This window comes from Corynebacterium sp. sy017 (genome assembly GCF_017918135.1).
In the GTDB taxonomy this organism is placed as follows: Bacteria; Actinomycetota; Actinomycetes; order Mycobacteriales; family Mycobacteriaceae; genus Corynebacterium.
Window position 1 is genome coordinate 239285 of record NZ_RZUE01000004.1, and the last position, 25451, is coordinate 264735.

The 25451-nt window shown below is 54.0% G+C and carries 27 protein-coding genes and 1 tRNA gene; 17 read left to right on the forward strand and 11 right to left on the reverse strand.

All coding sequences use genetic code 11. From position 1 onward, the window contains the following. Window positions 1-59 precede the first annotated feature (59 nt). Complete coding sequence (gene glxR, locus EML15_RS09710; RefSeq protein WP_144275130.1) at window positions 60-743, forward strand: CRP-like cAMP-activated global transcriptional regulator GlxR; 684 nt, start codon at window positions 60-62, stop codon at window positions 741-743. A gap of 56 nt (window positions 744-799) precedes the next feature. On the opposite strand, the gene EML15_RS09715 is transcribed toward glxR, so the two are convergent. The 4 genes from EML15_RS09715 to EML15_RS09730 all read right to left on the reverse strand — a co-directional run bounded on the left by EML15_RS09715 (window position 800) and on the right by EML15_RS09730 (window position 2695). Beyond that, window positions 800-1612 carry an MBL fold metallo-hydrolase gene (locus EML15_RS09715; RefSeq protein ID WP_144275128.1) on the reverse strand — a complete coding sequence of 271 codons (813 nt, stop codon included), beginning with the start codon at window positions 1610-1612 and terminating at the stop codon, window positions 800-802. A 91-nt stretch (window positions 1613-1703) separates the two neighbouring features. Continuing rightward, complete coding sequence (locus EML15_RS09720; protein ID WP_144275127.1) at window positions 1704-2180, reverse strand: RidA family protein; 477 nt, start codon at window positions 2178-2180, stop codon at window positions 1704-1706. After that, window positions 2180-2335, reverse strand: a complete 156-nt coding sequence (locus EML15_RS09725; protein WP_144275125.1) for a DUF4177 domain-containing protein — start codon at window positions 2333-2335, stop codon at window positions 2180-2182. The genes EML15_RS09720 and EML15_RS09725 overlap by 1 nt, the downstream gene beginning before the upstream one ends. Window positions 2336-2368: 33 nt before the next feature. Beyond that, window positions 2369-2695 carry a WhiB family transcriptional regulator gene (locus tag EML15_RS09730; protein ID WP_144275123.1) on the reverse strand — a complete coding sequence of 109 codons (327 nt, stop codon included), beginning with the start codon at window positions 2693-2695 and terminating at the stop codon, window positions 2369-2371. A gap of 138 nt (window positions 2696-2833) precedes the next feature. On the opposite strand from EML15_RS09730, the gene EML15_RS09735 reads away from it, so the two are divergent. Beyond that, window positions 2834-5230 carry a transglycosylase domain-containing protein gene (locus EML15_RS09735; protein WP_144275530.1) on the forward strand — a complete coding sequence of 799 codons (2397 nt, stop codon included), beginning with the start codon at window positions 2834-2836 and terminating at the stop codon, window positions 5228-5230. Here the strand turns inward: EML15_RS09735 and codB are convergent. From codB to EML15_RS09755, 4 genes are read right to left on the reverse strand one after another with little or no spacing between them, the layout of a single operon-like run. Beyond that, window positions 5227-6480 (reverse strand): cytosine permease, encoded by a 1254-nt coding sequence (gene codB / locus EML15_RS09740; RefSeq protein WP_144275121.1) that lies wholly within the window; start codon window positions 6478-6480, stop codon window positions 5227-5229. The two genes, EML15_RS09735 and codB, sit on opposite strands and share 4 nt — an antisense overlap. Continuing rightward, on the reverse strand, window positions 6473-6934 hold the full coding sequence (locus tag EML15_RS09745; RefSeq protein WP_144275120.1) for a nucleoside deaminase: 462 nt from the start codon (window positions 6932-6934) through the stop codon (window positions 6473-6475). The genes codB and EML15_RS09745 overlap by 8 nt, the downstream gene beginning before the upstream one ends. A gap of 24 nt (window positions 6935-6958) precedes the next feature. Further along, complete coding sequence (locus EML15_RS09750; protein ID WP_144275118.1) at window positions 6959-7714, reverse strand: creatininase; 756 nt, start codon at window positions 7712-7714, stop codon at window positions 6959-6961. Further along, on the reverse strand, window positions 7715-9019 hold the full coding sequence (locus tag EML15_RS09755; protein ID WP_144275116.1) for an MFS transporter: 1305 nt from the start codon (window positions 9017-9019) through the stop codon (window positions 7715-7717). A 185-nt stretch (window positions 9020-9204) separates the two neighbouring features. Between EML15_RS09755 and EML15_RS09760 the strand changes: the two genes are divergently transcribed. After that, window positions 9205-10446 (forward strand): amidohydrolase family protein, encoded by a 1242-nt coding sequence (locus tag EML15_RS09760; RefSeq protein ID WP_144275115.1) that lies wholly within the window; start codon window positions 9205-9207, stop codon window positions 10444-10446. Here the strand turns inward: EML15_RS09760 and EML15_RS09765 are convergent. Beyond that, the gene (locus EML15_RS09765; protein WP_144275113.1) at window positions 10440-10901 is read right to left on the reverse strand and encodes a GatB/YqeY domain-containing protein; all 462 of its coding nucleotides are present in this window, start codon (window positions 10899-10901) and stop codon (window positions 10440-10442) included. The two genes, EML15_RS09760 and EML15_RS09765, sit on opposite strands and share 7 nt — an antisense overlap. 71 nt (window positions 10902-10972) lie before the next feature. Here EML15_RS09765 and EML15_RS09770 point away from each other — a divergent pair, with 71 nt between their 5' ends. The 3 genes from EML15_RS09770 to EML15_RS09780 all read left to right on the forward strand — a co-directional run bounded on the left by EML15_RS09770 (window position 10973) and on the right by EML15_RS09780 (window position 13012). Next, complete coding sequence (locus tag EML15_RS09770; RefSeq protein ID WP_144275111.1) at window positions 10973-11866, forward strand: metallophosphoesterase; 894 nt, start codon at window positions 10973-10975, stop codon at window positions 11864-11866. A gap of 8 nt (window positions 11867-11874) precedes the next feature. Beyond that, window positions 11875-11948, forward strand: a tRNA-Pro gene (locus EML15_RS09775). A gap of 101 nt (window positions 11949-12049) precedes the next feature. Next, complete coding sequence (locus EML15_RS09780) at window positions 12050-13012, forward strand: HNH endonuclease signature motif containing protein (protein ID WP_144275109.1); 963 nt, start codon at window positions 12050-12052, stop codon at window positions 13010-13012. On the opposite strand, the gene EML15_RS09785 is transcribed toward EML15_RS09780, so the two are convergent. Beyond that, a complete protein-coding gene (locus tag EML15_RS09785; RefSeq protein ID WP_144275107.1) occupies window positions 13009-13572 on the reverse strand; it encodes a nucleosidase in 564 nt (187 codons plus the stop codon). The genes EML15_RS09780 and EML15_RS09785 overlap by 4 nt on opposite strands. A gap of 79 nt (window positions 13573-13651) precedes the next feature. On the opposite strand from EML15_RS09785, the gene EML15_RS09790 reads away from it, so the two are divergent. Both EML15_RS09790 and EML15_RS09795 read left to right on the forward strand, forming a co-directional pair. Continuing rightward, window positions 13652-14842, forward strand: coding sequence for an MFS transporter (locus EML15_RS09790; protein ID WP_144275105.1), 1191 nt, complete (start codon window positions 13652-13654; stop codon window positions 14840-14842). 10 nt (window positions 14843-14852) lie between these two features. Next, window positions 14853-15158, forward strand: a complete 306-nt coding sequence (locus EML15_RS09795; RefSeq protein WP_246846920.1) for an ArsR family transcriptional regulator — start codon at window positions 14853-14855, stop codon at window positions 15156-15158. Here EML15_RS09795 and EML15_RS09800 read toward each other — a convergent pair. Next, the gene (locus tag EML15_RS09800; protein ID WP_144275101.1) at window positions 15126-16526 is read right to left on the reverse strand and encodes a hypothetical protein; all 1401 of its coding nucleotides are present in this window, start codon (window positions 16524-16526) and stop codon (window positions 15126-15128) included. The genes EML15_RS09795 and EML15_RS09800 overlap by 33 nt on opposite strands. Before the next feature lie 151 nt (window positions 16527-16677). Here EML15_RS09800 and EML15_RS09805 point away from each other — a divergent pair, with 151 nt between their 5' ends. Genes EML15_RS09805 through EML15_RS09845 form a run of 9 tightly spaced genes read left to right on the forward strand, consistent with a single transcriptional unit; the run spans window position 16678 to window position 25426 of the window. After that, window positions 16678-19539, forward strand: coding sequence for a DUF4040 family protein (locus tag EML15_RS09805; protein ID WP_144275099.1), 2862 nt, complete (start codon window positions 16678-16680; stop codon window positions 19537-19539). Beyond that, complete coding sequence (locus EML15_RS09810) at window positions 19536-19937, forward strand: cation:proton antiporter subunit C (RefSeq protein WP_144275097.1); 402 nt, start codon at window positions 19536-19538, stop codon at window positions 19935-19937. The genes EML15_RS09805 and EML15_RS09810 overlap by 4 nt, the downstream gene beginning before the upstream one ends. Then, window positions 19937-21439, forward strand: coding sequence for a monovalent cation/H+ antiporter subunit D family protein (locus EML15_RS09815; protein WP_144275095.1), 1503 nt, complete (start codon window positions 19937-19939; stop codon window positions 21437-21439). Before EML15_RS09810 ends, EML15_RS09815 begins: the two co-directional genes overlap by 1 nt. 10 nt (window positions 21440-21449) lie before the next feature. Beyond that, window positions 21450-21827, forward strand: coding sequence for a monovalent cation/H+ antiporter subunit E (locus EML15_RS09820; protein WP_144275528.1), 378 nt, complete (start codon window positions 21450-21452; stop codon window positions 21825-21827). Next, window positions 21827-22102 (forward strand): cation:proton antiporter, encoded by a 276-nt coding sequence (locus tag EML15_RS09825; RefSeq protein ID WP_144275093.1) that lies wholly within the window; start codon window positions 21827-21829, stop codon window positions 22100-22102. Before EML15_RS09820 ends, EML15_RS09825 begins: the two co-directional genes overlap by 1 nt. Then, window positions 22103-22390, forward strand: a complete 288-nt coding sequence (locus tag EML15_RS09830; protein WP_144275091.1) for a Na+/H+ antiporter subunit G — start codon at window positions 22103-22105, stop codon at window positions 22388-22390. 11 nt (window positions 22391-22401) lie between these two features. After that, window positions 22402-23391, forward strand: coding sequence for a BRCT domain-containing protein (locus EML15_RS09835; protein WP_144275089.1), 990 nt, complete (start codon window positions 22402-22404; stop codon window positions 23389-23391). A 26-nt stretch (window positions 23392-23417) separates the two neighbouring features. Then, entirely contained in the window at window positions 23418-24695 is a 1278-nt protein-coding gene (locus EML15_RS09840) for a MurT ligase domain-containing protein (protein WP_144275087.1), read from the forward strand. Continuing rightward, window positions 24692-25426 carry a glutamine amidotransferase gene (locus EML15_RS09845; protein WP_144275085.1) on the forward strand — a complete coding sequence of 245 codons (735 nt, stop codon included), beginning with the start codon at window positions 24692-24694 and terminating at the stop codon, window positions 25424-25426. The genes EML15_RS09840 and EML15_RS09845 overlap by 4 nt, the downstream gene beginning before the upstream one ends. The last annotated feature ends 25 nt before the right edge of the window (window positions 25427-25451 follow it).

Here is a 25451-nt window from a genome sequence, read left to right on the forward strand (position 1 = left end):
CACGGGTACATCCCGCCAAGTAAGCCACCAACGCCACTATTGCAGAGGAGTTGTAAGCCGTGGAAGGCACGCACGATATTCTTGCCCGCGCTGGTATTTTCCATGAGGTCGATCCTGCCGCTGTCGATAGTCTCATCAGTGAGCTAGAAACAGTACGTTTCTCACGAGGCACCACCATTTTTGAGGAACACGAGCCTGGTAATCGCCTCTACATCATCACCTCTGGAAAAGTGAAACTAGCTCGTCACTCCACCGATGGGCGAGAAAACCTACTGGCGATCATGGGACCATCCGATATGTTTGGTGAACTCTCCATCTTCGACCCAGGTCCACGTACTTCATCTGCTGTATGTATCACTGAAGTGTATGCCGCAACAATGGATTCAGAAACTCTCTACAAGTGGATCGACGCGCACCCTGAGATTTCCAAGCAACTATTGCGAGTACTCGCCCGCCGCCTGCGCCGCACCAACACCTCTCTTGGTGACCTTATCTTCACCGATGTCCCTGGTCGCGTCGCAAAGACACTATTGCAACTCGCTAACCGTTTCGGCACCCCAGAAGGTAGCGCACTACGCGTTAATCACGACCTCACCCAGCAAGAAATTGCTCAATTAGTTGGTGCCTCTCGGGAAACTGTCAATAAAGCACTAGCCACTTTCGCACAACGTCAGTGGATTCGCCTCGACGGCAAATCCGTGCTCATTGTCAATCCAGAACATTTAGCAAAGCGCGCACGCTAATCGAATAAATAAAACCGGGCAAAGAGTTTTCTCTCTGCCCGGTTTTTGCATCTCGCTTACTTTTGCTGCGCCAAGTACCGCAATGCTACTCGAGTTGACTGCTCAGCAGCACCACGCAAAACTGGATCAACATCATCGTAGATTTCGTCGATAAGGTGCTTAATCTCAACATCGTCGCCCAATTTACGCTGGGCAGCAATAATCTGCTCCAAACGCTGCTGGCGGCGCTCAATATACCACTTAGCATAAGAGGAAACATCCTCCCCATCAGGACCATGCCCTGGCAGCAGATGCACGTCGACGCCGCGCTGCTCCAAAACCGCCAAAGAATCAAGATATGCCCCAAGATCGCCATCAGTTTCAGAGATCATGGTGGTATGGCGACCAGCAATAGTATCACCGGTGCAAATGCCCTCCAGAGTAGAGTTATGCGGCTCATGACTCCAGATAAAAAAGCTTACCGAATCACCAGTGTGCCCAGGAGTATGCACCACTTCAATCTGCGGCGTAACCCCTTCAACACTGATGATTTCGCCATGCTCCAACGCAGCACCATCAATACAATACGATGGGTCGAAAGCGCGAACGCTTGCCCCAGTTAATTGCTTGAATCGCTGCGCACCATCAGCATGATCATGATGGCGGTGAGTCAAAAGCACCACGCCTACTTCTTGCGCCTTAGCATGGAGCACATTCAAGTGCCCCTCGTCGGCAGGACCTGGATCGATAACAATACTGCAGGTATCCTCAGGTGCACGAATTACCCAGGAATTAGTCCCCTCCAATGAGGAATATCCAGGGTTTGGACATAAAACAACAGAGGCGGACGGTGTTACCGGACGCAACTGACTATAAGCAGGATGTTGCATATTCACTAGCTTAGTTACTTTTTTATTTTTTGCAGAGTTTTAACAGTACCCCGCGTTATGAAATTTTGCTTTTCGACGCCCATCCTGCCAATTACTGCGCCTGCGCGACTTCAACCACAAGCTCAATCTCAACTGGCGCACCCAACGGTAATTCAGCAACACCCACGGCAGAACGCACGTGCATACCTGCATCGCCAAAAATCTCTGCCATAAGCTCAGATGCGCCATTAACGACGGCGGGTTGCGCATGAAAATCCTGAGCGGAAGCCACAAAACCAACGATTTTTAGAATACGAATCACATTGTCGATCCCCACAACTGCGTCGACCGCAGCTAAAGCATTAAGGGCAGCAATCCGTGCGTATTGATATGCCTCATCAACGCTTACTTCAGCGCCGACCTTTCCTACAGCTGCAAGCTCTCCCTGAACAAAAGGCAACTGACCTGACGTCCACACTTGATTCCCTACCCGAGCAGCAGGGATATAAGCCGCAACTGGCGCAGCAACTGCAGGCAGTGTGATATTCAATTCTTTTAATCGGCTAGTAACACTGGTGTCGCCAGACATTACTGTACCTCACGTTTCATATAAGCGACTAGGCTCTCTGGATTAGCGCCTGGAAGTACAGTGACAAGCTCCCAGCCTTCTTCGCCCCAATTGTCAAGAATCTGCTTTGTTGCATGAATGAGCAAAGGTACAGTTGCATATTCCCATTTAGTCATGGCTACTACTCTAGTGGGCTGTCAGAGGTGGCGCTACAGTCCGAGAAGTTCTCCCCCCTCGGCGAGATAAGTTGCCCAATCAGTAACATCGGGATTCTTACGCAAAATGGCACGACGCTGGCGCTCAGTAAGCCCACCCCATACGCCAAACTCAACCTTATTATCCAATGCGTCGGACCGGCATTGCATCATCACAGGGCATTTACGACATAAAGCTGCGGCTTCGCGCTGTGCAGCACCACGTACAAATAATGCGTCTGGATCCCCATCTCGACAAATTGCCTGTAATACCCACTCATTACGAAGATTAGCTGCCGAGCTACTTGAATTTTTCGGGCTACTAAGTAGTGAAGTAGTCATACTTTCCATCCTCGATATTCACGCCGATAGGATCACCATGTAAGTGTACTCACATAGCCCATATTGAGTCTAATGGATCACACATTAAGGGGGTCTGGTTATTCCCCCTAGCATAAAAACATGACTAATGTAGTAAGGGTGTCAAAGTGGAAATCAATTGGAGAAATGCTCGCAGCAACCGTTGGCGCCGGCATTGTCTGCGCACTCGCCATCAGCCCGGTCGCCGCGATTGGCAGCGTTGCAGTCAAAGAAACAAATGAGACAATGCAATCAAAATTTGAGGATCTCTCCACTGGATCCACCCCCGGGGTTACTACCGTTACCGATAAGAACGGTGACCCTATAGCTTGGCTCTACGATCAACGCCGCTTCGAGGTCCCCAGCGACGCCATCTCCCAAAGCATGAAAGATGCCATCGTTTCCATCGAAGATAGACGATTCTACGAACACAAAGGCGTAGATATTCAAGGTAATCTCCGCGCCATTGCCGCCAATGTGGTTGCAGGTGGCGTCGAACAGGGCGCGTCAACTATCGACCAGCAATACGTCAAGAACTATCTCCTTCTTGTCGCCTCTCACAATGAAGATGAGCAAGCAGCAGCAATCGAAACCTCTATCCCGCGTAAATTACGCGAAATGCGCATGGCATCCGACCTGGATAAGCAACTGCCCAAAGACGAAATCCTCACGCGCTATCTCAACCTCATTCCCTTTGGCAATGGCGCCTACGGTATCGAAGCAGCAGCACAAACCTACTTTGGTATTCCTGCCGCGCAACTGAATATCCCACAGTCGGCAATGTTGGCGGGCATGGTACAAAGTTCTTCCTACTTAAACCCCTATACCAACCCAGATGCAGTGACCCAGCGTCGTAACGCAGTGCTCGACGCAATGGCCAATGCAGGAGTTATCTCACCTGAAGATGCCACCACGTTCAGCGCAGAACCACTAGCAGTGCTAGAAACACCGCAAGGATTGCCTAATGGCTGCATCGCAGCTGGCAATAGTGGCTTTTTCTGCGACTACGTGCTTGATTACCTCTCACAAAAAGGCTTCGACATCAACCAGATCCACAAAGGTGCCTACACCATCAAAACCACCTTGGATCCCGTCGTCCAGCAAAGCGCACAAGATGCAGTAAGCACACAGGTCAGCCCAGATGCAGTGGGTGTTGCCGATGTCATGAATGTCATCGAGCCAGGAAAAGAATCAAGGCGAGTCCTCGCCATGACCTCCTCCCGCAACTACGGACTAGACCCCGAAGCCGCCCAAACAGTATTCCCACAAGCATCCACGCTGGTCGGCAATGGCGCTGGCTCGATTTTTAAGATTTTCACCGCCGCCGCCGCACTCGAACAAGGCTATGGTTTGGACACCATCTTCGCAGTGCCCAACCGCTACGAAACCCAAGGCATGGGCGAAGGCGGTGCCGAAAACTGCCCAGCAGGCAGCTACTGCGTAGAAAACTCCGGCTCCTATGCCTCCCAAATGTCACTACGCGACGCACTGGCATACTCACCCAACACCACCTTCGTCAAACTAATCGAGCAAGTTGGCGTAGCAGATGTCGTCGACATTTCCGTACGCCTCGGACTACGCTCCTACACCAACCCTGGCACCTTCGACGGAGAAAGCTCCATCGCAGACTACGTCAAAGACCATAACCTCGGCTCCTACACCCTAGGACCCACCGCAGTTAATCCACTCGAACTATCCAATGTTGCCGCCTCCCTAGCTTCCGAAGGAACCTGGTGCGAACCCAACCCCATTGAATCAATTACCGATGCGCAAGGCCAAGAAGTATCACTACCCACTCCACCTTGCGAACAAGCCCTAGACCGCGACGTTGCCAATGCACTCGCCGCCGGCATGAGCCAAGACGCCACCAAAGGAACAGCACAACGTGCTGCCCGAGCAGCCGGCTGGAAAGGGCAATTAGCTGCCAAAACCGGCACAACCGAATCCCATGAGTCAGCAGCATTCCTAGGATTCAACAGCAACTTTGCCGCAGCCTCCTATATCTACAACGATGGCACCACCATCGTGCCACTATGCACCTCCCCTGTGTACCAATGCGGCACCGGTTCCCTCTACGGTGGCGACGAACCCGCACGCACCTGGTTTAGCGCAGCAGGACAACTCAATGCAGCCGCAGGAACCTTGCCTGGCTACGACGCAAAATACAACCAAGGATTTGTTTCTTCCCTCAGTGCCAGCTACCGTGGACGCGACGTCGAAGAAGTACGCAAAGAACTTACCGCTCGCGGCTATGATGTACTCACCCAAGTCACCAGCGGCGACGGCACAGAAAAAAATCATGTGATGCGCGTCGATGCGCCAGTTCCACTCAAACGAGGCGCAAGAGTAACCGTCTACGTTTCCGACGGCACCATTCCAGTGCGTCCGACACGAAACTACAACCCACCCACCACATCCAATAGTTACACCAGCCCCGACATCAACATACCAACTATCGAGACACCTAACTTGGATGGGATCGTCGATCAGCTACAAGATCTACTCAACCAACGCTAAGACCGCACACAATGGGCAACGACCACCGCGAGAATAGCAGAAAAAATGCCCACTAGCGGTGGAATGCCTATACCCAGCGTCGTAGAGCCATAAGCTAATGCAGCCGCTACCACATAGCTCAACAAATTAGGCAGATAATAACGCGGCAACTCCACGTCGGTTGGCATTTGCGTCCGACGCCAGCGCATAACATAATCACCAATAATCACCCCACCGAGCGGCGGAATGAATACGCCCAATAGGTACAAGAAATCAATAAGATGATTGTGCACGCCCAAAATCGCAAAAACAGTGCCCACCACAGAACCTGCCACCACAAAAGGCGCTTTCCTATTCTTGCCAAAAATCTCCGCACCGGCGACGCCAAACGCATAGGCAGTATCGGCATTCGACTTCCACAAATTACCAAAGAGCAAGAACAAGCCCAAAGACACCAAACCGAGTTGGTAGAGGATCACCACAAAGTCGCCTTCGCCAAAGGTCATCGCCCCAATAGCGCCAAAGAAAATCATCAAACCATTGCCAAAAATAAAACCAATAACACACGCCAACACAGCATGAGTGCCACTCTTGGCAAACCTAGTCCAGTTAGGCGCCTGCGTACCGGCAGACACAAAGGTACCGACCACCGTCGTAATAGCTACCGCCAAAGACAGCTGAGCCCCCGGCTCTAACGCAAAAAGACCAGACCAGCCACCCACCTTATCCACACACTTGTAGACCACCCACACTGCTAGTACCAGAATCAACGGCGTCGTAATAGCAGACACCCAGTACATTCCTCTATAGCCATAGCACGCAGTCAAACACATCAAGGTGCTGGAAATAATCATCACCGCCACCTGGGCACCATAAGACTGCCAACCAAAAGCCTGAGCAGTCATCGACCCCACCGTGCCAATAATGACTCCATACCAACCCAATTGAGTACCGCCAAGTAACAGCGAAGCCACCTTCGCCCCATGCGTTCCCAACGTATAGCGAGCCATCACCACAGTGGTCAACCCAGTACGAGCCCCAACCCAACCCAAAGTCGCCACATACGCACCCAGGATCAGGGAACCAAGACCCACCACCATGAGCAGCTCGCTAAAACGGAAAGCAACGCCGAGTTCAGCGCCGGAGATCATCGTCGGGGTGAAAACAGTAAACCCAAGCAGCACCACGACGAGCGAGAAGAAAGTTTTGCGCGCCTGCACTGGCACAGGGGTGACCGGATAATCTGGATCTGCGTGCTTAGCACTATTCATGTGGTTCTCCAATATCTTCCGCCCACAACTGCGGGCGCTGCTCAAGCATTTTTTGCATAAGTTCATAGCACTGGGGATCGTCGGCAATGATAAGTTCCTTGCCCATCGTTTTTAACCACTGCTCCGAAGCCTGAAAACTACGATTCTCCCCAATCACAATGCGCGGAATGTCATAAAGGGTGGCAGTACCAGCACACATATAACACGGAGACAACGTGGTATAAAGCGTGGCGCGACGATACACCTCAGCCGGGAGACGCCCCGCGTTTTCAATACAATCCGTCTCGCCATGCCTAATCGCAGAACCCAACTGAATACGACGATTACGCCCCACTGCAAGCACTTTTCCATCCGCCACCAAAGCCGCCCCGATAGGAATACCACCTTCATCCCAACCGATGCGAGCCTGTTCAATTGCGAGATCAAGAAACCGGCGATCATGTTCACTGAGCATACTTTTTCCTATCCACTACTTTCCTTAGCGCTTTCTTAGTGGAAACTCTAGCGCACACATATCCACAATGCCCGCGATAGCCGCCTGCGCAATAATCTTGCCCTTAGCAGCACTTGCCCCAGCAGCCGACGCCAACGCCCCATGCGAAGGAATATCAGTTTTTTGACTTGGCACGCGCAGATACGTCGGCGGCGAAAACGACACTTCTTGAGGATAATTCTGCTGCCGCACCACATCCGGCGCAATATGCAACATCAGTGACGTTTCCGTCAACGCCCCATGCTCTAGTGCCCAACCCGGGAATGTCCCCTGATCAAATAGTTGATTAAGAATATGCTCAGGAAGAGGATCCCACCAGTTTGTCTGCATGATTTTCACGTCACGCCCCGCCTGTTGCTGAGCACAAATCATTGCTTCCTGGAGAGGAAATTGATTCTCAAAGTGCGAGTTGATGATCAGCACTTTGCTAAACCCATCTGCCAGTATTTCCGTGAGGATATCCGTCGCCAAACTTATCAAGGCCATCGCGCTAAGGTCTATCGTCCCAGGAAACAAAGGGCCACCACCGCTAAAAGGATTCGAGCGATACCCATAATGAATCTCGGGGAAAACCACTGCATCAATGAGCTTTTCGACGCCCGCCGCAATGTGTTGCGCAATGATAGTGTCCGTGGACAGTGGCAGGTGCCGACCATGTTGTTCACAAGAACCAACAGGGACAATAGCAATGCTATCGGTGGCAGCAGCAATATCTTCCCATGTCGCCGCAGCAGCATACATTTATTCATCTCCTTGACGATCACGAGCAAAAGCAACGGCAATACCAGTAATGACTGCAGCCAACGCTAAGTAGTATCCAGGGGCAAGAACAGTGTTACACCTGCCGATAAGCCAGGTGGCAATCATGGGTGCAGTGCCGCCAAACACAGCATTGGCAATGTTGAAGGTCAGCGCAAAGCCGGTTAGTCGCACCTGTGTAGGGAATTGTTCGGCGAGGAATGCCGGGAGCACGCCGTCGTTAAGCGCAAGAACACCACCGAGGCACACTTGCACTATGAGCACGAGTACCAATCCTGAGCTTCCGAGCAGCATAAAAGCAGGCACAATGCTGATTCCCATGACAGCTGCCGCGATGAGCATGGTGGTGCGTCGTCCGAGCTTATCGGATAACGCGCCCGTGATCAGGACGAAAATGATATAGAACGCAGAGGAAATACTCGAAACGATAAAGGCTGTGCTGGCATTCATGCCAATTTCCTCAGACAAATAAATGGGAACATAGGTCAAGATGACATAGAACCCGATCGCGTTAAGGATGGCACCGGCAAAAGCAACGATCAACGCCCGCGGATAGCGAATTACCTCGGCGATTGGCAGGCGCTGAGATTTATGCGCCTGGGTAAAAGAATCCGACTCCCCCGCTTTACGACGAATATAAAACCCATACAAGCCCAATGGTGCAGCGCAGAGGAAAGGTATGCGCCAGCCCCAGGTGGCCAAAGCAGAATCAGAAAGCACACCGCTGAGCAGCGCAGCCAATAAAGAGCCAAGGAGCAGCCCCGATGCAGTTGCCGAGGGAACCACAGCCGCGTAAAGCCCACGCTTATGCGCGGGAGCAACCTCAGCCAAGTGAGTGGACGCACCCGCGTACTCCCCAGCAGCGGCGAAACCTTGAACCATGCGCAAGATCAGCAACGGGATGGGCGCAAAGGCACCAACACTGGCGTGAGTGGGCAAAAATGCAATGCATAGGGTCGCTGCGGACATCATCACGACGGAAATGCTTAGGGTATGAATGCGGCCGATTCTGTCGCCAATGTGACCCCACACCACTGCCCCCAGCGGGCGAATCAGGAAAGAAAGCGCGAAAAGGGCAAATGTCTGTACTAATGCGGTTCTTCCTGAGCTCTCTGCGAAAAATACCTTTGCGATGATCGCTGACATGTAGACGTAGGCTGCGTAGTCGAACCACTCAATGAACGTGCCGATGAAGGCCGCTTTGGTTGCCTGGCGCAATTGCCTGTCTGCTGGCACAGATTGGGCAACGGTTGTTATGCGTGTGGGTGCGTATTCTAAAACCGACATTGTCCATTACTCCTCCGACTGCTCGACTGAGATGAGAGTAAGGGTTGGATAAGAAAACTGTCAATACCTATCGAGCTATAGAACAATGAGGTGGGTGCCGGATTGCGATAAATCCGCGAGCATATGTTATATTTTTCTATTATCTGACAGAAAATGGGGGGTGCCCCCAGAAAGGGGAACGCATAATGCTCATCACCAACGCACGTATCGCAAACCACAACGACGATGCCCACTACGACATCCGCATCACCAACGGAAAAATCGAAAGTATCACCCCGGCAACGCACGCCACAGATAACGACAGCTACAATGCCCACGGGCGCATCGTAGCCCCGCAATTCGTCGAAGCACACATCCACCTCGACTACGCCAACACCGCAGGCACACCCCGCGACAACCAATCAGGAACACTCTTTGAGGCAATAGAAATCTGGCGCGAACGCAAAGAACAAGGACTCAACAACCCAACGCTCATCCGCGCCAACGCCATCGCCGCCGCCCGCTCCGCCGTCGCACACGGCGTAGGCACCATCCGCACCCACGTCGACGTAACAGACCCCAACCTCGTCGCCTTCTACGCACTACAAGAAGTCAAAGAAGAAATAAAAGACTGGTGCGAGATCGAAATCGTCGCCTTCCCCCAAAACGGCATCTACGCATACCCCGACGGCGACAAACTAGTAGCACGAGCCCTCGACGAAGGCGCCGACGCAATAGGTGGCATCCCCCACCTAGAACCCACACGAGAAGACGGCATCGCATCACTCGACTACCTCTTCGACCTCAGCGAAAAATACGGAGTACCCATCGACATCCACTGCGACGAAATCGATGACGAACACTCCAGATTCGCAGAAGTCATTGCAGCCCAAACCAGCAAACGCTCCATGCACGGATTAGCCACAATTTCCCACGCAGTAGCCATGAGCTACTACTCGCCAGGCTACCTATCCCGACTACTACCCAAACTCGCCGCAGCCCAAGTGAACTTTGCCGTATGCCCCAATGAAAACCTCCACCTACAAGGGCGCGGGTTTAGCAGCGCCGTCCCTCGGGGCGTAGCACCAATAAAACAGCTCACCGAGTTTGGGATAAACGTCGCACTGTGCCAAGACTCAATCTCCGACCCCTGGTACCCCCTAGGCAATGGCGACCTATTGCGCATACTCGACACCGGGCTACACGTCAGCCATATGCTCACCCCCACCTACCTCGACAATTGCCTAGAGTTCATCACCACAAACCCAGCACGCAACCTCAGGCTCAACAACTACGGGATCGCCGAAGGCAACCCCGCCAACCTCATTGTGCTCGACGCCACGTCGCAACGCGACGCATTGCAGCACAGCGCCCCCGTGCTGCTATCCATACACAACGGGAAGAAAATTTTTGAGCGAGCAGCAGCGCCCGCCCAATGGGACTACTGAAGCAACTCACGCACCGCAGCAGAAAGACGCTTACCATCAGCGCGACCAGCAGCACGAGCAGTAGCAACCTTCATGACCTGCCCCATCTGCTTCATCGTCGCCTCGCCCTGCTGCTCCTTCACCTCAGCAATAGCAGCAGCAACCAACTCGCCCAGCTGCTCATCATCCAACTGAGCCGGCTGATACTCGCTGAGGATGCGCGCCTCAGCCAACTCATTATCCGCCAACTCCTGACGACCCGCCTCAGCATACACCTCAGCAGACTCGCGGCGCTTTTTAATCTCACGAGCAATAACCTTCAGGACATCGTCGTCAGTAATCTCATGCTTAGAACCATTAGTCTCCTCAAGCTGAATCGCAGCAAGAAGCATACGCAACGCACCAACACGCTCCTTATCGCGCTCCTTCATGGCAACGGTCATATCAGAACGGATCTTTGTCTTTAATTCACTCATAACACCCCATAGTACCCATTTGTCGAGTATCCTAAACACTTTAGAGTTAGCAACAAACAAGGAACATACACATGAGGACACTCCTGGCCGGATTGGGAATCGCCAGTGCCGCAACCACCATATGGGGCATACGCGAATGCGAACAATTTGAGCTCAAAGAAATTACCCTACCCCTGCTAGCCCCCGGCACCTTACGCGGCGCCAAAGACTTCAAGATACTCCACATCAGCGACCTACACATGGTTGCCTCCCAAACCAAAAAACAACAATGGGTCGCCCAACTCGACGCACTGCAACCAGACCTAGTCGTCAACACAGGCGACAACCTCTCCGACCCCAAAGGCGTACCCGGCGTACTACGCGCGCTCAACCCACTGCTCAAGCGCCCAGGCATCTTCGTCTTCGGCAGCAATGACTACTACGCCCCCCGCATGGTCAACCCGCTAACCTATTTGCTCGGCAAAAAACGCAAAGTCAGCAAAATAGAATTACCGTGGCAAGGAATGCGAGCTGCTTTCGTCGAACATGGCTGGTACGACGCCAACCAACGCCGACACGAATTCCAAATCGGACACGTACGCATTGCCGCCACCGGCGTCGACGACCCACACCACGACCTCGACAACTACACCCAAATCCAAGGCGCACCCCACCACGACGCCGACCTAAGCCTCGCACTCCTCCACTCCCCAGAACCACGCGTACTAGAAAAATTCGAGCAAGACGGCTACATGCTCAGCCTTTCCGGACACACCCACGGCGGGCAAATCTGCCTACCCGGCTCGCGCGCAATCGTGACCAACTGCGGAATCGACCGACGCCGCGCCCAAGGCCTCCACCGCTACGGCAACCTCTGGATGCACGTATCCAATGGGCTCGGCACCTCACGCTACGCACCAGTACGCCTCTTCTGCCGCCCCTCCGCAACACTGCTACGTATCCAAGAGCAGCATTTGCTACAGTAATGAGAACGCGGGATATGGCGCAGCTTGGTAGCGCACCTCGTTCGGGACGAGGGGGTCGCAGGTTCAACTCCTGTTATCCCGACTTGTGAAAAACCTGTGGAAACCAATGGTTATCCACAGGTTTTTCTGTATGCGCATTAGCAACGTGCCGTGCAACCACACCCATGAATTACAGTTGCCCCCATGACTCTACTGCACGCTTACCTCAACGCCCATGCACAAGGCATGGCGTTGGTTCAAGCTGCAACAGGAATGGACGCCACGCAGCTCATTGAGCTCGGTGCGGATCGCGCCACCGCCAAAAACCTCAGCAAACTCGCGGAAATCTACTTTGGGAACACCAGCTTCACCAAGTACCAAGCGCAATGCGCAACGAACAGCCATAATCTCAGCGCTCTCATCACCATCGAACGCTACGTCGCACGAGTAAAAAAGGTGCGCGACCAATGGAAATTACGCGAAAAACTCTGCCGCACTCCGGAAAAACACATAGCGCGAGTAGCCAAGCAGCATCTACCTGCCGCTACGCCTAAAGAAGGCATAAAAATCATGCGGAGGGACAACGGGGCACCCATGACCGTATCGCTCACCGGGGCGTCTACTATCCTCGCCGACTTTGTCAGCGCTCTCGACCCACACAATCCCATCGCCTCGCTCAACAATCTGCTTGACGGCAGTGTGGCTCGTCCACAAATACATGCCAATGTGATTGTTCCGCTCGATGCACACACGCGCATCGTCCAAGGCGATGACGACGTCATCCTGCACACTTCCCACGGCGCTACCATGACCGGTGCCGAGTTTGTTGCGCGTCATCTGGCGCAAGAGGGATTCGCCACCTTGGTATCGCCGATGCAGGGGGCGGTAAATCTCTACCGCACCAGCAGGTTCGCGTCGTCGAAGCAGCGTATCATGCTTCAAGCCGAGACGAGCACCTGCGCATGGCCGGGGTGTCGAAAGCCTATTGACCACTGTCAAACGCACCACATCATCGGGTGGAAATACGGTGGCGAAACGAACATAGATAATCTCGTACCGTTGTGCACATATCACAATGGCATCAACGACGACCGAGCCGCAGCGCAAAATACGCCATTCACCACACGCGGGTGGATCGCCAAACGGACCTGGCATCCGCCTAATTAGGCGCGCGCAATTTTTTCGAGTAGCGTCGCCAATTCTTGTGCGCCGTGGTCTACTGCGTCACCCCAGATGTCTGCCGATTGTTCATTGGCACTGTCACTGACCTGCTTGATTAGGGTTATGGGGATGCCAAAATGCTGCGCCACCAGGGCGCAGGCGTACCCCTCCATGTCGCACAGCTGTGCCTTGTGCGCAAGACGGGTACGTGTTTGCTCGTCTTGGATGAAAGCGTCTCCCGTGGCGAGGCGCGCCTTGGGCAGGTTTGTGACCGGGGCGAGGTCGATTCCGTTGGCGAAGCGCTGCCCCGTAATGCGTTCGAGGGTGGCGTGGTCGAAATCGTGTTTGTGTACGTGGCTGATTTCATACACACCGTGGTGGCCGTCGACGAGCGCGCCGGCTGTACCAGCGTTGATGATGCGGCCTGGACGTGGCCCATTTGCGAGCGCTTCGGTCAGGCTGATCGCGGCTGCAAGGGTGCCTATTCCGGTGATGAGCAACGGTACGTCTGCGGGCAGGGCTGCCATTTCCTCTTTTGTGGCGGCAACGATGAGTGGTTGGTTCATAGTCGTTTAGTTTAGCTTGCACACCAAAGATACTAGATTTATAGTAGCTACTAACTTAATAGTAACTGAAGGGATTTTTATGCTACCCATCGTCCTCATCGCGCAATTCATCACCCCCATGTCGATAGCTGGAACCGCCATCGCACTACCACAAATCTCCACCCATTTAGGGACGCATACCACAGCCCTGCAATGGATTATCAACGGATTCAACCTCGCCTTTGCCCTCAGTGTCCTATTCTGGGGGACCTTAAGCGACAGAATCGGCTACCGGCGCACCTTCACGATTGGTACCGCACTCTTTTCCGCTGGCAGCCTAGTCAGCGCAATCAGCCCTTCCCTACTGTTGATCGACATAGCCCGAATCTTCGCTGGCATCGGCGCGGCAGCAGTGCTCACCGGATCCAGCTCACTCTTGTCCACCGCATTTTCGGGCAGCGCAAGAGACAAAGCCTTCGCCCTATTCGGCACCGTCAATGGCCTGGGGCTTGCCTTTGGCCCCACATTCTCTGGTTTCCTCGTCGACAGTTTGGGGTGGCGCGGAGTTTTTGCAGTGCATGGCTGCATTCTCGGCGCGATCGCGCTCATCTGCCTGTGCACTGAGCTGCTGCCAAAGACCAGCGGCAGCGAAAAAGCCCCGCTTCTCGACCTCTCGCTACTCAAAAATCGGGAGTTTCTTGCCATGTGCCTGGTGCCGGTGGCCGCAGCCATCGGTTTTGTCACGCTTTTGACTTACCTACCCTCGGCGCTCAGCGCTATCACAGCGCTAAGCCCTGGCCGTGCCGGCGTGCTCATGCTCGCCATGACTGCCCCCATTGTCGTCGCACCGCTGGTGATTGCGCGCACCCGCTTGGGCACAAACACGGTCATCTACGCCAGTCTTGCCGCCCTCATCCTGGGCAATTGCGGTCTGCTCTTGTTGTCGGAAGATCGCAGTGTCGCCATCATTATCATTCCCATGATGCTGCTCGGCTGTGGTTTTGGACTCCCCCTCGGGCTTATCGACGCCCATGCGCTCAGCGTCGTCCCGCCACAACGTGCAGGCACAGCCGCTGGGTTGCTCAACTTCTTTCGCATTGGCAGCGAAGCGATATTCGTCGCCCTCTATGGGGCATTATTGTCCTTGCTTATCCCCGATAGTGCCACTGCCGCTGGGCAACCAGGACACCCCGATATGTACCACCATGCTTTTACCATGCTCATCACAGGAATTGTCGTGCTCGTCGGGGCGCTCAGCTGCACCATCGTGCTGATTCGACGTCGAGAGTAGTATGGACAGCATGGATGAACACCCACGGCGCGAGGACTTTGACCTCTCAAAGATATTGCATGCTTTATCAGATGAAAATCGACGCCGCGTTATCGTGGAATTAGCGCAGCAACCTGAGGGCACAGAGCAATTCTGTAGTTTCTTCCGCACCCCGTGGGCTCCGTCGACCCGAACGCATCATTTTCGCATTCTGCGCAATGCCGGTCTGATCTGGCAGCGTGACGTCGGCAACGGCAAAATGACCAGGCTGCGTCGCGAGGACATAGACGCTGCCTTCCCCGGACTACTCGATAGCATCATCAGGCACGCTACTTAGTGGTGTGCGTGCCAGCAACCGCTCTGCCCCATACGCGGCAGCCACAAACAAAACGATAACGCCTATGCTCACCCACAAAATATGCGGAGCGCCATTGTTTGCAAGCGCACTCAACGCTGCCGTGGGATAGTGCAACGGCATAAGATGTACCAACACTCGCCAAGCGGCCGTAAGTTCAACACTAGCTGCATGAGTCCACACCCAGCCAACAACCCCCACTTGTACCGCTACCAGCCCAAGGGTGAGCTTTTCGCCACAGATCCGCACCGCCAAAGCCGCACCCACCACAAAAAGACCAGCAACCACTGCCGACGCAGCGGCAATCCCCACGCCAACGCCAACACCAAGCAGGTACACCAACCCACCGGCGATGCTTGCGAGCGTGACAACTGCTAGCGCCATAGTGCGCTTACTTCCCGACCAGCGTCGCAATGCCGCCCCAAGGAGTACCGCGGCAGAGATTAAGAAAGCGTAGAGAGGCGCTAGGGTGCGCACTGATTGCTGTGCCTGTGGAGTCTGCTGCGGTGCGGCAGGCAATGCACGTTGAGCTTGGGCTATCGAATCTTTGGTTTTCTTGGCAAGGTCATCGACTTTATGCGCCCCATCATTAAGCTCGTCGACGCCAGCCAATGCTTGATCAACCCCCGAGGTCAATTCTTGCAGGCCTGCAGCCAGCTGCTGCGAACCAGTGGTTGCCGAGTAGATGCCGTCGTGGAAGCCATAGCCTGGCACGTTGAGTTGATTGGCGAGTTCTCTGGTTCCAGACTTGAGCTCTTCTAGCTGTGCGGTGGTGTTTTGGTCGATAACGAAGTTTTCCACTTGGGCGCGCAAGGTGGTTAGTTGGTCGCGGAACCGCACGATTCTGGGATCGGTGTCGGTTTTGATGTCCTCGAGCATTCGGTCGATTGCACCGAGCAGCTGCCCACGGATTGCCTCTAACCCTACGAGCTGGCGTGATGCGGATTCAATGCCGTCGGCAATTTTGGTCGCTCCCGCGCCTAGTTGACCAGTGCCGGCTTGGAGCTGCGTCATGCCGTCGGCAAGCTGGGAGGCACTGTCGCTGGCTTTGAGTGCGCCTTGGGATAATTCTTGGGCACCGTCGGCAAGTTTGGTGGTGCCTTGTGCTAACTGGCCAGTGCCGTTTTTTAAGAAACCAGATTGGCTGCCTGCTTCTAGTGTTGCTTTGCGGGCGAGCGCTAGTGCTTGGGCGTCGGCGGCAGAGTAGCTTGGCGCGGGCGCTGCCTGTGGTTGTTCTTCGCGGCTCCAGATTTGTGCGAAGTCGTCTGTGCCGACGAAGGCATAGATTGCACCAGCGATAAAGGGTAAGCAGAGGATAAGTGCTGCTAGGTATCTGGTTTTTGTGGTCATGTCTGTTGAAGTGTAGTGGATATGTCAGAATTATTTTTAGACGCACCGACACTCCATTTATTATTTTCACTTTTTTCACATAAACCACATTATTTTCATGCAATGTTAGAATAAGCAGAGACAAGTCCAAACTAGGGTATGCGAGGAATCTGTGACTTTAATTTACGTACTAGCACTAGCAGTATTCGCCGTGCTCATCTCGCCCGCAGCAGTGCGAATGTTCGACCGCAAAGCCGGACTCCCCCTCGCCGCCATCTTCCTTGGCGCAGCAGCACTACTCTTTAGCAAACTAGGGCACATCCTGCATGAACAACCACTAAGCTACACCACACAATGGATCCCCGACCTACTCGGCTCCGGAGTGGGCATTAACTTCACCCTCAAAGCAGACGCACTCAGCGTCTTTTTTGCTTTACTCGCCCTATGTATCGGCGCAGTGGTCTTTATCTACTCTGCCAGTTACCTCCCCAAACGCTCAGGAAACACCAGCTTCTACACCATCATGAGCGCATTCATGGCAGCCATCCTCCTCCTCGTGCTTGCCGACGACGCCTTCATCCTATTCATCGCATGGGAATTAGTCTCACTGGCATCCTTTATGCTCATTGCCCGTTCCGGCGGCAAAGGCGGCGAACTAGGCTCGCAACGCACCCTGGTGCTGACCTTTGTCGGCGGCCTTACCTTACTCATCGCCTTAGCTATCGCAGCCACCCAAGCGCATACCACCAGCATCAGTGGCATTATCCACGCCGACTTCTGGGGCGAAAACCCCCGCTTGAGCGCGATCATTGCCATCTTGATTGCCCTTTCTGCATTTAGTAAATCCGCACAGCTGCCCTTCCACTTCTGGCTGCCTGAGGCAATGGCAGCAGCCACACCAGTATCTGCATTCCTCCATGCAGCGGCAGTGGTAAAAGCCGGCGTGTACTTGCTCATGCGATTTTCCGCCGTATTCCATAGCACACCGGCGTGGAATTATTTGCTTATCGTCGTCGGTATGGCAACAGCAATTATGGCTGCGCTTTTTGCCATCCAAAAGACCGACCTCAAAAAGCTCACGGCCTATTCCACAGTGTCGCACTTGGGGTGGATTGTTGCCACCATTGGCGTAGGCACCCCCTTTGCCTTGGGGGCAGCATTAGTGCATACCCTGGCGCACGCCTTATTCAAGTCCTCGCTGTTCATGCTCATTGGCGTGGTCGACCACCAAACCGGAACTCGAAAAACCACTCGCCTTGGCAGCTCTTGGCGACGCCTGCCCTTTACCTTCAGCTCAGTGCTCATTGCCACAGCGTCGATGGCTGCACTACCACCTACGATGGGGTTCATCTCCAAAGAAGGAATGCTCGAGGCCTTTAGCGAAGCACCCCTAGGAAACGCAGGGGTCATAGCGCTCCTAGTCGCTGCCGGTCTTGGCGCGCTATGCACATTTACCTACTGCGCGCGCATTGTCTGCGATGGCTTTATCGACGGCGATCGAGACATGAGCGAGGTCAAAGAAGCACCACTGAGCTTGTGGATGCCAGCTGCACTACCTGGCGTGTTATCCCTGCCGTTGGCTTTTGCCGTCAGTAGCTTAAATGAGCCAATCTCTCAGGCAGTTGCAGTGGTGAGCGAAAACCCCCACGCTCATCTTGGACTATGGCATGGCATTAGTATGCCGCTGATGATCAGCACCGTGGTAACCATCCTTGGTGTTGTAGGCATCGTGGTGCGTAAACGTATTTGGGCAGCGCTCGACGAAAAGAAATTGGCACCACTCAGTGGCAATGAGCTGCTCAATAGGCTCATCAGCCTACTGAGTTATTGCGGCAAAGGGTGCGCCTGGCTTGCCGATACGCTCAGCCCCACCAGACATCTTGGTTATATGTTTGCGTTGATCATTGTCTTCGCAGCAAGCGTTACTATTCCTGGATTGATTCGCGGTGGCGTCGATGGCTTTCCTCTGCCGGCACGCCTGGGCACTGACTACCCCATTGACATTCTGGTGTTAGTGCTGATCTTGGGCACTGTTTTTGGTTTGGTACGGGCCAAAAAGCGAATCAGCGCGGTGGTCTTTACCAGTGGTGTAGGTGTTGCGGTCACTTTGCAAATTCTTGTATTGGGCGCGCCCGACGTAGCGCTCACGCAATTTATGGTTGAGGCTTTGGTCATCGTAATCATGATGCTGGTGATTAGGCAGCAGCCAGATACCTTCCACCCGCAACACACGCGCAGCAAAGTAACTGCCGCAGTTATTGCACTAGGCGTCGGCGTCGCTACTTTCCTCGCTGTGTACGTGCTTGTTGGTAGGCGAGAGCGCAGCGAACTTGGTATGTGGTATCTGGAGCAAGCACCAAAAATCACTAATGGCGATAACGTGGTCAATACGATTCTGGTGGAGTTCAGAGCACTCGACACCATGGGTGAACTTTCGGTACTTGGCATGGCTGCCATTGTGATTGCCGCAGTTGTTACCTCCATGCCACGCTATCCTTTTGCCAAGGGCACCCACCCCAAGCCGCTCAAAAATGCGCAGCGCAATGCCATTCCTTTGCGTATGCTCCTGCGCATTCTTACTCCGCTGCTTCTCATTCTGAGTGCACTGGTGTTTTGGCGTGGTCATTCAAGCCCTGGCGGTGGGTTCATTGCAGCGCTCATTGCTGGTGGCGCGCTCATGTTTTCTTATCTTGCCAAGGACAAAGACCAGCACATTTTCCCGATCAAGCTGCCGGTGTACCTCACTGGGGCAGGTATTCTCATTGCGCTAGGGGCAGGTTTTATTGGTTTGCTCGGTGGTTCTTTCCTCTATGCGTTCCACGGTCATTGGCTCGGGCAGCACTGGACTACCGCAATGATCTTCGACGTCGGCGTGTACTTGGCGGTGATCGGTATGCTTTCTATGGCTATCAATGCCCTTGGTGGCTATTTGCGCCCCGGAATGGAGTATCAGGATCTCAATTTCACCAGGCAGGATTCTCCGCTGGGATCTCCACCCAAGATTGAAAGGATTGGACAGGAGGGCGAGCTATGATTTTGGCATTGAGTATCGCTATTTTGATGGCAGGCGGCGTGTACCTGGTATTACAGCGTGGTATGTTGCGCATTATTTTGGGCATGACGCTCATCAGCCACGCCACCAACCTGTTGATTTTGAGCGTGGGAGTTCCTGCCTGGCGCGGCGAACCCTTCCCAAGCCTCACCCCGCTTACCGAGGCCGCCGACCCAGTGCCGCAGGCTTTTGTCCTCACCGCCATTGTGATCGCTATGGCAACCACCACGTATATGCTTACCTTGGCCGGGTTAGGGCGTTCCGACGACACTCTCGCCGAGGAAGTGGCCGATGAAGATTCCCCGCTACAAACTTTGGGACGCTCCACTAGCAGTGCCGAATTAGTGGCAGAGCAAGCTACCAAGGAGGCAGATCGCTAATGGGTTCACTCTTACCACTCTTTCTCGCTATCCCCCTAGCCTGTGTTGCCCTGGCGACGATACTGCCCTGGCGGTGGGCTCGTGACGGTTTAGCATTACTCACCCCCCTTGGTACTGCCCTCGCAGGTGTCTGGCTCTTTGCTTATACGGCAGCGCATGGGATTCTGGGGCACTCCGTTGGCCTTTATATTGGTGAAGTGGCGATTACTTTCGTCGCTGATCGCTTGAGCGCCATCATGATTGTGGTGGCGTCGATAGTTACTTTTGCCTCGAATTGGTTTGCGATCGTCGCTGGTGAAACTCTCTCGCGGTTTTATTCCGCACTCTCCCTCATGCTTCTCAGTGGTGTTATGGGTGGCTTGCTCACCGCCGATTTATTTAACTTCTTCGTTTTTATTGAGGTCATGCTGCTGCCGAGCTATGGGCTCATGGCTATGACTGGCACATGGGCACGACTATCTGCTGGACGCACTTTCGTACTGGTCAATCTCGCCACCTCTACCCTGCTATTGATCGGCGTCTGCATTGTCTATGGGGTCAGCGGCACGGTCAATATCGCATTGCTACGCGGTACTGCAGCAGGCAACGGACCTATGGTCGTGGCAATGGGAATCGTAGTCATTGCTTTGGTAATTAAAGCGGGTCTTTTCCCTGTGCATACCTGGCTACCGCGTTCCTATCCAGCGACGTCAGCCTCAGTGATGGGTCTGTTCTCTGGGCTGCACACAAAAGTGGCGGTCTATATGCTGCTGCGTATCTATGTCATCATCTTTGACCTTAGCACTCGTTGGATATGGCTGATCATTGCCGTGTGCGTAGCATCCATGCTCGTTGGTTCTTTCGCAGGGCTTGGCGAGAACTCAATGCGCCGTGTCCTGGCTTATCAAATGGTTGGCGGTATGCCTTTTATCGTCATTACCTTTGCATTTAGCGCAGGCACCGATAATGCAATAATGGTGCTTGCCGCCGGCATCTTCTACGCAATTCACCATATGGTTACCGTCGGCTCGCTCATCCTCACGGCGGGGGCGCTGGAAGAAACCTATGGCACTGACTTGCTCAGCCGACTCTCCGGGATAGCCAAGCGCGACCCGTGGGTAGCGGCAGTCTTTGCGGCAGGTTCCCTGTCGGTTATTGGTTTCCCGCCTTTTTCTGGACTCTGGGGCAAAGTGGGCGTTGTCCTCGGTGTCGCCGGGGCGCATAACGAGCAAGCATGGTTTGTGCTGGCGGTGATTGCAGTGGCCAGCTTCGGCGCTTTCTTAGCTATGCTGCGACTATGGCGCACAGTCTTTTGGGGAGCAGAGATGAACCGTGAGCGAATCCCGCATAATCTACACGTCCCAGCACGTCGATTAGCTCCTGGAGCAACCCTCATTGTGGTATCTTTCCTCATGTTCTGTGCTGCCGGTTTTGTGGTCGACAGTACCCAGGGCGCAGCTCGGGACTTGCTCAATACCAAAGATTACGCACAAGCAGTATTGTCCCAGGAAGGAGCCCACTGAGGTGAAAAAAATTCCGCATTTCTTTGGTTATGCCTTGTGGCTTATCTGGCAGATCATTCTCGCCACCTGGGTGGTTACCTGGGATGTGCTCACTGGCTCTAAAAAAGTTGATCCCTGCGTCGTGCATTATCCGCTGCGGGTCACTACCCCCGGTTATCTCACCGCTTTCTCAGCGTCTATCACCATTACCCCGGGCACGTTGTCACTCTCTTTTATCGACGACACCCACCTTGCAGTTCATGCAGTACACGGCAGCAATCCACAAGAGGTACTTGCTGATCTTGCGCATATGGAAGAAAAACTCGCGCCACATATTCGTGGCATCAAACACGACCTCGACCAAGCCCCCGTTTTCTATCCTGCACCAACCCCAGGAGAACACCACTAATGTCTACTTTTCTCACCTATGCGCTCTATGTATCTTTTGCCATGATTGCGCTTTCACTACTGCTCTGCTTACTGTTGATGCTCAAAACTAAAGATCAGCTCAGCATTGCGGTTATTGCCGATATGCTGTTCTATGCCATGATCGGCTGCTATATTGTGTGGTCATTTTTTGGTCGCACCCAGATTGCCTATGAGGTGATTTTCCTGGCAGCAATCGTCGGCGGCACACTACCGACGATCTCCGTAGCTCGTATTATCTCCAAGGGGCGCAGATAAATGATATTAGAAATTATTGCTGCACTATGTGCGATACTCGCAGGGATATTGATGCTCACCACTGCCATTGCACTATGGCGCGCACCTGATGCCTTAAGCAGAGTAAACCTTTTAGGACCTGCCACTGGCGTGGCTGTACCTGCGCTTATTGTGGCTAAGCTGTGCGTCGACGGTGGCAGCGCTGGGGAGATCATTCGCGGTATCCTTGCCATTTGTGCTTTTTGGGTTGTGCTCGCGATTGGTTCCTTTATCATGGGGCGCTCGCTTTATGGGCTTACTCAGGATTAGGATAAGAAAACATGACTGATGATCTCGTCGCTTTGACGATAAAAGCATCGGGTATCCACCCCTCTACGTCGCGCGCAATAATTATTGACGCGCTCAGCTTTGATGAGGACGGACAAGAAGTAGGGCGATTCTACGCAGTGCTCAACCCAGGCACTGATCCAGGGCCGACACATCTGCATGGGCTCAGCCATGAACAAGTACAGCACGGAAAAAGATTTTCCCACATCCTCAAACCACTCGGGCGCTTTATCGACGGCAAAACACTCATCGTGCATAATGCGCCAACCACATGGGGATTTATTGTTTCGGAGGCGCGTCGAGCAATGAGTAGCGCCGCCAGAGCAAACCGCGCGCGAGGCAGAAACAGGCGACGCCAGCGAGTAGGTCATATCCCCGTGCCAGAAAAAATCATTGACACCCTCGCTACTGCCCGCAGGCAAGGACTGGATATAGCAGACACTCGGATTCGTTCCGTAGCACAGGCACTCGGGGTGGAAAGCACTCCGGCGCACGCAAGTCTGGCACGCGCCGCACAAAAAGCAGCGGAAACCATAAGAGAAGAAACCAGACTCTGCGCGCGCATTTACTTTGTCGAGGACGCGCGTGGTGAGGTGGTCAGCATGACCCCAGACTCACTGTGCCCCGACCGATTTGGCTTGCAACGCAGCGAGATACGCGTCGATGCCATGAACGCACCACGCCCCTTTACCAACCCCGGGGTCTACAGCACCACCACTGGATTAGTGCAAGGAATGGAAGTAGTAATCACCCCAGAGATTACTGCTGATCCCGATGAGCTTATTGCCGCCGCCGTACGCGAAGGGCTTGCCTACTCCGAAAAAATTACGCGCGCATCCAGCGTGGTGGTCTGCAATAAAAAAGCAGATTGGACGGGCAAAGCCATGCACGCTATGCGCAAAGGAATTCCGCTGCTCAGCGACACAGAGTTCCTCGACGCAGTCACACAGGTCGCCCCTGGGGTTTTGGTACATGATAGTTAGCTTTTCGGCGACTACACTTAGCGAGCATGAGTTCATCTCTTTTTCAACGAGCACGTACTGAACTTGCGATACGTGCAGCACAATTAGCCACCGTTGCTTCTCGAGCAACAGGGCGCGGATCAGGCGGCATGATCGGCGGGTTAGTTGCCGAAAAAATTGATCCCGATATTATGCGCTCACTGGGCAATGATCGCCCAGTCGCCATTGTGACTGGCACGAATGGTAAATCTACTACCACTCGAATGCTTGCCCGTGCCGTGCGTAGCGCACACAGTGTCGCCACCAATGAGGGGGGCGACAACATGGATGCAGGCATCATCTCTGCACTGCTGGCAGGAAAAAATGCCAGCCATATTGTGCTAGAAGTAGATGAATTGCACGTGCCTGCCGTCGCGAGGCGGCTCAAACCACAGTGTTTGGTATTGCTGAATCTTTCTAGGGATCAGCTCGATCGCGTTGGTGAGATCAACAAAATTGAGCGCGCGCTGCGGGATTGTGTTGCGGAAAATCCACAGATGACCGTCGTCGCTAATTGCGACGATGTTCTGGTCACTTCCGTCGCACTAGAGGCACAGCACGTGGTGTGGGTTTCTGCTGGTGCTGGCTGGTTTGGCGACGCGGTTTCCTGCCCACGCACTGGTGGGCATATTGTGCATGAAAAGCCGCATTGGTATGCGGCAAAACCACTAGAGTCAGGCGCACGGTTCGAGCGCCCACAGCCTGATTGGGCAATCGATCACGATGGCGTGCACAGTCCTGGTGGCGCAACCACTGCCTTGGAATTAAAATTGCCGGGGCAAGCGAATAGAGGAAATGCCACCCAGGCCATTGCCGCAGCTGTGGAATGCTTTGGCATTGGGCTAGCGCAGGCTGTTCAGGCAGTGGCAGAAGTCGACGATGTGGCTGGTCGCTATTCCACGTACACGCTTGGAGAGCACCAAGTACATTTATTGCTCGCTAAAAACCCTGCTGGGTGGCAGGAAGCGCTCTCTATGGTCGATCGCAGTGCTGAAGGACTGGTGATTGCGGTCAATGGGCAAGTTGCCGATGGCGAGGATCTTTCTTGGCTCTGGGATGTGCAATTCGAGGATCTCGCCCAGCTCGATGTCAAAGCAGCTGGGGAACGCGGCACTGACCTAGCAGTACGCCTGACCTATGCCTCCGTGCACCATGAATTGGTCAAGGACCCACTCAAAGCTATCCGCGCCTGCCCGCCTGGGCGCGTGGAGGTGTTGGCAAATTACACGGCTTTCCGCGATCTCAAAAAAGCAATCGACCATGAGCTAAAGGAGAAGAACTCATGAGTACCTTGTCCATTGGTTTAGTATTGCCCGATGTACTAGGCACCTATGGCGACGACGGTAATGCCCTGGTGCTGCGCCAACGCGCCAGAATGCGTGGCATTGATGCCGAGATTGTCACTGTTCACCTTGGTCAAGCAGTGCCCGAGCACCTGGATCTCTACTGCCTTGGCGGCGGCGAGGACACTGCACAGATTTTGGCAGTTGAGCACTTGGCCAAGGAGAAAGGCTTGCAGCGGGCGGTGCGCAATAATGCGCCAGTGTTGGCTATTTGCGCTGGGTTTCAGATCCTCGGCGAGTCGTTTAGGGCAGGTGGCAAAATTATTGATGGTTTGGGGCTTATCGACGCCACCACAGTGTCTATGCAGCGGCGTGCTATTGGCGAAGTGCGTTCCACCCCCGCACTGAGCGAATTATCCGAACCGCTGACTGGTTTTGAGAACCACATGGGTGCCACTATTTTAGGTGCCGACGCCACTGCGCTGGGTACGGTGAGCAAAGGAATTGGCAACGCCGACGCCTACGCGGTGGAAGAAACCGGCGCACCTAGTGAGCAGAAAGTAGCCGAGGGCGCTATTCAAGGTAGCGTTTTGGGCACCTATATGCATGGTCCTGTTTTGGCTCGAAACCCTGAGCTTGCGGATTTGTTATTGGCGCGCGCCTTGGGTACGCACCTTGAACCTTTGGATTTGCCGGTGGTAGACCAATTGCGTAAAGAGCGCTTGGCTCAATAAGAAAAGCTCCAGGTTTCCCTGGAGC